We start from the raw sequence: 8,331 nt of genomic DNA on the forward strand, positions 1-8,331 counted from the left end.
GAGCAGCGACACCACGCCCACCGGGTCCTGCGCGTCGACGGCGCGGACGGCGGCGGCGACGGCCGCGCGGTCGGCGTCGGGGTCGCAGGCGACGAGGACGGGGGTCGCGCCGTGCGCGCGCAGGGAATCGGTGACGGCCTCGCCCCAGGCGCCGTCGGCGCCGAGGACGAGCCACGTGCCGGACAGCGTCGCCGGGCGCGGGGCCAGTGGCCGCCAGGTCTCGCGCAGCCGCCAGGCGTCCGAGGTCGCGGCCCGGTCGCGCTCGCGCCGCCACGCCGACAGGGCGGGCAGGGCGTCGCGCAGGGACGCCTCGGGGGCCAGCGCCAAGACGTCGGCCAGCGCGCCGGACTCGACGGCCGCCCAGAACTCGGCGTCCCCGGCCGCGGCCGGTGCGGGGGCGGGGTGCGCGGCGACGGCGTCGGGCCAGTACCGCTCCTGCTGGAACGGGTAGGTGGGCAGGTCGACCCGCCTGCCGCCGTCGAGCAGCCGGTCCCACGCGGGGACGATCCCGCGCACCACCAGCTCGCCCAGCGACAGCAGCGCCCGGTCGAGGCCGCTGTCGTCGCGGCGCAGCGAGCCCACGGCCACCACCGGCCCGGTCGGCTCGGCCTGCTCCTGCACGGCCATGGTCAGCGACGGGTGCGGGGAGCACTCGACGAACACGCCGAAGCCGTCGGCGACCAGCCGCGCCGTCGCGCCCGCGAAGTCGACCGTGGCGCGCAGGTTGGCGATCCAGTAGGCCGCGTCCAGCGCGGTGCCGTCCTCGACCCGGCCGGTGAGGGTGGAGTAGAGCGGGACGCGCCCGGTGCGCGGGGCGACGGGGGCCAGCACCCGGGCCAGCTCGTCGCGCAGCCGCTCGACCTGGGCGGAGTGCGAGGCGTAGTCGACCGGCAGCACCTTGGCCCGCACGCCGTCGCGGGTCCACCCGGCGACGAGCTCGTCGACCGGCCCGGGTTCGCCGGAGATGACCACGGCGGCCGGCCCGTTGACCGCCGCGACGCCGACCCGGTCGCCGAGGTCCGCGATCGCCTCGCGCACGCGCGCCTCGGGCAGCGCCACCGACGCCATCGCCCCGAGGCCCGACAGCTCGCGCAGCACTCCCGACCGCCGCGCCACGACCAGCGCGCCGTCCTCCAGCGACAGCGCGCCCGCGACGACCGCGGCGGCGATCTCGCCCTGCGAGTGGCCCACCACGGCGGCGGGCTCGATGCCCCAGGAGCGCCACAGCTCCGCCAGCGACACCATCACCGCCCACAGCGCGGGCTGCACGACGTCCACCCGGGAGAGCGCGTCGGCGTCGGCCAGCACGTCGGTGAGGACCCAGTCGACGTGCGGGGCCAGCGCGGCCGCGCACTCCGCGAGGCGGGTGGCGAAGACCGGCGACTCGGCGGCGAGCGCGCCCGCCATACCCGCCCACTGCGCGCCCTGACCGGGGAAGACGAACACGGTGCGCCCGGTCGGCGCGGCGGTGCCGGTGACCGCGGCGGGCGACCCGGCCGCGACCTCGGCCAGCCCGGCGGCGACCTCCTGCGGGGTGCGGCCCACGACCGCGGCCCGGTGCTCGAAGGCCGAGCGGGTGCTGGCCAGCGACCAGGCCAGGTCCAGCGGGTCGGCGGAGACCTCCGACAGCCGCCGGGCTTGGGCGCGCAAGGCGGCGGGGGTGCGGGCGGACAGCGGCACGAGCACCGCGGGCGGGTCCACGCGCGGCGGCGCGGCGGGCTGGGGCTCGCCCGCCTCCAGGATGACGTGGGCGTTGGTGCCGCTGATGCCGAAGGACGACACGCCCGCGCGGCGCGGCCCGGCGGGCCACGGCACCGCGGTGGAGGCGACGCGCACCGCGCCCGCGCTCCAGTCCACGTGCGAGCTGGGCTCGGCGGCGTGCAGGGTCGCGGGGATGCGGTCGCGGCCGAGCGCGAGCACGGCCTTGATCACCCCGGCGACGCCTGCGGCGGCCTGGGTGTGACCGATGTTGGACTTGACCGAGCCCAGCCACAGCGGCTCGGCGCGGCCCTGGCCGTAGGCGGCGAGCACGGCCTGCGCCTCGATCGGGTCACCGAGGGTGGTGCCGGTGCCGTGCGCCTCGACGAAGGCGACGTCGGCGGGGGCGAGCCGGGCATCGGCCAGCGCAGCCCGGATGACCCGCTGCTGGGCCGGGCCGTTGGGGGCGGTGAGCCCGTTGGACGCGCCGTCCTGGTTCACCGCGGAACCCCGCAGCACGGCCAGCACCGGGTGGCCGTGGCGGCGGGCGTCGGACAGGCGCTCGACCAGCAGCAGCCCGGCGCCCTCGGCGAACCCCGTGCCGTCGGCGGAGTCCCCGAACGCCTTGCACCGGCCGTCCTGCGCCAAGCCGCCCTGCAGGGCGAACTCGGTGAACAGGCCCGGGGTGGACATGGTCGTCACCCCGCCCGCCAGCGCCAGGTCGCACTCGCCGTTGCGCAGCGCCTGCGCGGCCAAGTGCAGGGCCACCAGCGACGACGAGCACGCCGTGTCGACGGTGACGGCGGGGCCCTCGAAGCCGAGGGTGTAGGAGACGCGCCCGGACAGCACGCTGGCGGTGTTGCCGGTGGCGATCTGCCCCTCGAGGTTGGCCGGGCGGCTGAGCAGCAGCGAGGTGTAGTCCTGTCCGTTGGTGCCCGCGAAGACGCCGACGGGGGTGCCGCGCAGCGACTTGGGGTCCAGGCCGCCGCGCTCGATGGCCTCCCAGGCGGTTTGCAGCAGCAGGCGCTGCTGCGGGTCCATCGACAGCGCCTCGCGCGGGGAGATGCCGAAGAAGCCCGGGTCGAAGTCCGCGACGTCGTCGAGGAAGCCGCCGAGGAAGGTGCGCGTGGCGTCGGCCCCGGCCAGGGCGTAGACGCGGTCGAGGTCCCAGCCGCGGTCGGCGGGGAACGGGCCGATGGCGTCGCCCCGGCCGTCGAGCAGGTCCCAGAACTGCTCGGGGGTGCGCACGCCGCCGGGGAAGCGGCAGGCCATCGCGACGATGGCGATCGGGTCGTCGTCCACGGCGCGCGGCCCGCCCACCGCGGCGGGGGCGGTGGTCACGGGAGCGACCTGTGCGGCCAGGTGTTCGGCCAGCGCCCGCGGTGTCGGGTGGTCGAAGATGAGGGTGACGGGCAGCTTCAGCTCGGTCAGCCCGGTGATCCGGTTCCGCAGCTCCACCGCCGTCACCGAGTCGAACCCGAGGTCGTGGAAGGACCGGTCCGGGTCGACGTCGTCCGCGGTGGCGTGACCGAGGATCGGCGCGACGCACGAGCGGACCAGGTCGAGCAGGTCGTCCGCGCTCGCCTCGACGACGGCGCCGCCGCCCTGCTCGGCGAGGTGGTCGGCCAGGGCGGCGGGGGTGGGGTGGTCGAACACGAGGGTGACCGGCAGCTTCAGCTCGGTCGACCCGGTGATCCGGTTCCGCAGCTCCACCGCCGTCACCGAGTCGAACCCCAGGTCGTGGAAGGAGCGCTCGGCCTCGACGGCCTCGGGCCCGGTGTAGCCGAGGATGGCCGCGACGGCGGAGCGCACGACGTCGAGCAGCGCCTCCCGGCTCGACGCCCGGCGGGTGACCGGGGCGGCGGGGGCGGCGGGCGCCTGGACCTCCAGCAGGCGCCGGACCTCGGGGACCTCGCGCAGCACGTGGGAGGTGCGGGTCGCGGTCATCGCGACGAAGAACCGCTCCCAGTCGATGTCGGCCAGCGCCACCGCGGTGTCGGCGCCGACGGCGGTGGCCATGGCGCGCACGGCCAGCTCGGGGTCCATCGCGGGCAGCCCGTGCCTGCGGGCCAGCTCCCCGACGGGCCCGTCGGCCATGCCGCCGCCCGCCCACGGGCCCCAGGCCAGCGCGGTCGCGGGCAGGCCGATGGCGCGGCGGTGGTGGGCGAAGGCGTCGAGGAAGGCGTTGCCGGGGGCGTAGTTGCCCTGCCCGGACGCGCCGAAGGTGCCCGACATGGAGGAGAACAGGACAAACGCGTCGAGGTCGCGGCCCAGTGTCAGCTCGTGCAGGTGACGGGTGGCGTCGCGCTTGACCGCGAGCACCCCGGCGACCCGCTCGGGGGTGATCGAGTCGAGGACGCCGTCGTCGAGGACCGCGGCGGTGTGCACGACGGCGGTCAGCTCCAGCCCGTCGACGACCGCGGCGAGGGCGGCGCGGTCGGTGACGTCGCAGGCGATGACGTCGACCCGCACGCCGGTGGCCGACAGCTCGGCGGCCAGCTCGGCCGCGCCGGGGGCGTCGAGGCCGCGGCGGCTGAGCAGCACCAGGTGCTCGGCGCCCGCGGTGGCCAGCCAGCGGGCGGTCTGCGCGCCGAGGCCCCCGGTGCCGCCGGTGACCAGGACGGTGCCGCGCGGGCGCCAGCCCTCGCCCTCGGGGACGGCGGCGCGGGTGATGCGGCGGCCGAGCAGGCTGCCGGGGCGCAGCGCGAGCTGGTCCTCGCCGGTGCCGCCCGCCAGGGCGGTGGCGAGCAGGGTGGCGGTGCGGTCGTCGAGCTCGGCGGGCAGGTCGAGCAGGCCGCCCCAGCGCTCCGGGTACTCCTGGGCTGCGACGCGGCCCAGGCCCCACACCAGCGCCTGCTCGGGGGCGGCGCCGGTGTCGGTGGTCACCGCGTCCTGGGTCAGGCACCACAGCGGGGCGGTGCTGCCCGCGTCACCGAGGGCTTGCAGCAGGGCGAGGGTGGCGGTGTGACCCGCGACGGCCGAGGGGTGCTCGGGGTGCGGGCCCTCGTCGACGGCGAGGGCGCTGAGCACGCCGTCGAGGTGCCCGTGCCGGGCGATCAGTTCGGTGAGCGAGGCGCGGTCGGCCGAGCCCGCGTCGACCTCCTCGGTGACCACGGTGGCGCCGCGGGCGGTGAGGGCGTCGGCGACGGCGGCGAAGACCGGGTCGGGCCACTCGGGGGTGATGAGCAGCCAGGTGCCGGTCGGTGCGGCGGGCGGGGCGACGACGGGCCGCCACTGGACGTGGTAGCGCCAGCCCGCGATGGCGGCGGCGTCGCGGCCCCGGCGGCGCAGGGCGAGCAGGGCGGGCGCGACCTCGCTGAGCGGGGCCGCCGGGTCGAGGTCGAGCACCCTGGCGAGGGCGTCGGCGTCGTGGGCGGTGACCGCGCGCCAGAACTCCTCGTCGGCCGGGTCCGCTGCGGGCTCCACCGGGTCGGCGGGCTCGGGCCAGTAGTGCGCGCGCTGGAACGGGTAGGTGGGCAGGTCGACGCGGGTGGCGCCGGGGAGCAGGGCGGTCCAGTCGGGGCGCAGGCCGCGCACGACCAGCTCTCCCAGGGACAGCAGCATCCGCGACAACCCACCGTCGTCGCGCTTGAGCGACCCGACCGCGAGCACGTCCTCCGGCAGGGCCATCGTCAGCACCGGGTGCGGGGAGCACTCCACAAACGTCCCGAAACCATCCGCCCCCAACCGCTCCACGGCCCCGGCGAACTCCACTGTGGACCGGAGGTTGTCGAACCAGTACCCGGCCCCCATCACCGAGCCGTCCTCCACCCGACCCGTCAACGTCGAATACACCGCAACATCCCCCGCACGCGGGCTGACCGACGCCAACACCGCCATCAACTCATCACGCAGCTCATCGACCTGAGCCGAATGCGACGCGTAATCCACCGGAATCCGCCTGGCCCGAACACCATCGGCCTCGCAGCCGACGACCAGCTCATCCAGAGCAGACGGCTCACCGGAGACCACCACGGCCGACGCACCGTTGACGGCCGCGATCGACAACCGCTCCCCGAACACGGCGATCCGCACGGCGACCTGGTCCTGCGGCAGCGCGACGGACACCATCCCGCCGCGCCCGGCCAACCTGCGCAGCACCCTCGACCGTAGCGCGACCACGCGCGCACCGTCCTCAAGCGACAACGCACCCGCCACCACAGCAGCCGCGATCTCACCCTGCGAGTGACCCACAACAGCAGCGGGCTCAATCCCCCACGAACGCCACACCGCAGCCAACGACACCATCACAGCCCACAACACCGGCTGCACAATATCCACGCGCTCCAACAGCGCGGAATCACCCAGGGCCTCGTCCAGCGACCAGTCCTTGAACTCGCTCAGAGCCGCGTCGCACTCAGCCAACCGAGCCGCGAACACCTCCGACGACGCAGCCAACTCCCGCGCCATCCCCACCCACTGCGAACCCTGACCGGGAAACACGAAGACCGTCTTGCCGGTCTCGCCGCCGGTGCCCCGCACCAGCAGCGGGTGGGTCTCGTCGGCGGCCAGTGCGCGCACGGCGTCGGCGCTGAGCGCCACGGCCCGGTGGTCGAGCAGCGCGCGGGTGGTGGCCAGCGACAGCGCCGCCGACCGCAGCGGCAGCGCGGGAAGCGCCTCCGCGACCTGCCCGGCTTGCGCGCGCAGCGCCTCGCGGGAACGCGCGGACAGCACCAGTGGCACCGGCCCGCCGTCGGCATCGGGCGCGGGGGCCGCGACCGGGTCGCCCTGCTCCAGGATGAGGTGCGCGTTGGTGCCGCTGACGCCGAAGGAGGACACCGCGGCGCGGCGCGGCCGGTCGACCTGCGGCCAGGGGCGGGACTCGGTGAGCAGTTCGACGCTGCCCGCGGTCCAGTCGACCTGCGAGGTGGGGGCGTCGACGTGCAGGGTCGGGGGCAGCACGCCGTGCCGCATCGCCTCGATGACCTTGATGACGCCCGCGACGCCCGCGGCGGCCTGGGTGTGCCCGAGGTTGGACTTCACCGAGCCCAGCCACAGCGGGTCCCCGCCGCTGCGGTCCTGGCCGTAGGTGGCCAGCAGCGCCTGGGCCTCGATCGGGTCACCGAGGGTGGTGCCGGTGCCGTGCGCCTCCACCACGTCCACGTCGGCGGGGCCGAGCCCGGCGCTGCGCAGGGCGGAGAGGATCACCCGCTGCTGGGAGGGCCCGTTGGGGGCGGTCAGGCCGCTGCTGGCGCCGTCGGAGTTGACCGCGGAGCCGCGCAGGACGGCCAGCACGGGGTGGCCGTTGGCGCGCGCGTCGGACAGCTTCTCCAGCAGCAGCACACCGACGCCCTCGGACCAGCCGGTGCCGTCGGCGGCGTCGGCGAAGGCCTTGCAGCGCCCGTCGCCCGCCAGGCCGCGCTGGCTGTTGAAGGCGAAGAAGGTGCTGGGGGTGGACATCACGGTCACCCCGCCCGCCAGCGCCATCGTGCACTCGCCGGTGCGCAGCGCGTGCGCGGCCAGGTGCATGGCCACCAGCGACGACGAGCAGGCGGTGTCGATGGTCAGCGCCGGGCCCTCCAGGCCCAGGGTGTAGGCGATGCGGCCGGAGGCGACGCTGGAGCTGGCGCTGGTGCTGAGGTAGGCCTCGGCGCCCTCGGGCATGCGGTGCAGTTGGGAGGCGTAGTCGGAGTACATGACGCCGACGAACACGCCGGTGGCGCTGCCGCGCAGGGCGTGCGGGTCGACCCCGCCGCGCTCCAGGGCCTCCCAGGAGGTCTCCAGCAGCAGCCGCTGCTGCGGGTCCATGACCAGGGCCTCGCGCGGGGAGATGCCGAAGAAGCCGGGGTCGAACTCGCCCGCGTCGTGGAGGAAACCGCCCTCGGCGGCGAACGGGGTGTCCCCGAGCTGCCAGCCGCGGTCGTCGGGGAACGGGCCGACCGCGTCGGACCCGTCGACGACCAGCCGCCACAGGTCCGCCGGGGAGGCGACGCCACCGGGGTAGCGGCAGGCCGCGGCGACGACCGCGATCGGCTCACCCGCGGCCTCCTCCGCGCGGCGCAGCCGCTCCCGGGTCTGGGTCAGCTCGCCGGTGACGCGCTTGAGGTACTCGCGCAGCTTCTGCTCGGTGGTCATGGGACTGGTCATGACGACCCCCCGAACTCGTTGTCGATGAAGTCGAACAGGTCGTCGTCGGAGGCGTCGTCGAGCGCGACACCGGTTCCGGTGTCAGCGCCGCCGTGGCGCTCCAGCAGCGATCGCAGCCGGGTTCGCAGCCCCAGCCGGGTGACCGCGTCGAGGTCGGCGCCCGCCAGCTCCTCGGCCAGCCGGTCGAGCCCGGCCAGCAGCCGCGCGCCCCGGTCGGCGGGGGCGTCGGCAGCGGCCACCGCCTCGGCCAGGTGGCGGGCCAGCGCGTCCGGCGAGGGGTGGTCGAAGATCAGTGTGCTGGGCAGGGCGACGCCGGTCGCCGCGGTGAGCCGGTTGCGCAGCTCCACCGCGGTCAGCGAGTCGAACCCCAGGTCCAGGAAGCCGCGGCCGGTGTCGACCCCCGCCGCGTCGGCGTGGCCGAGGACGCCCGCGACCTCGCCGCGGACCACGGCGCGCACGGCCCGGTCGAGGTCGTCGCCGCGCAGCCCCGCCAGGTCGGCGCGGACCCGCTCGGCCGGGTCGGGCCCGGCGGCGCGCGGGGCGGCG

The 8,331-nt window shown here is 76.3% G+C and carries 1 protein-coding gene and 1 pseudogene; both read right to left on the bottom strand.

Going from position 1 to position 8,331, the window contains the following annotated elements:
* A partial coding sequence (locus L6E12_RS33015; RefSeq protein ID WP_374201987.1) for a type I polyketide synthase occupies positions 1-7,755 on the bottom strand: 7,755 nt, incomplete at its 3' end.
* 277 nt (positions 7,756-8,032) lie between these two features.
* Positions 8,033-8,331 (bottom strand): annotated as a pseudogene (locus L6E12_RS35835) (acyl carrier protein); the annotation flags it as partial.

It is taken from the genome of Actinokineospora sp. PR83 (assembly GCF_021056305.1).
GTDB classification, from domain to species: domain Bacteria; phylum Actinomycetota; class Actinomycetes; order Mycobacteriales; family Pseudonocardiaceae; genus Actinokineospora; species Actinokineospora spheciospongiae.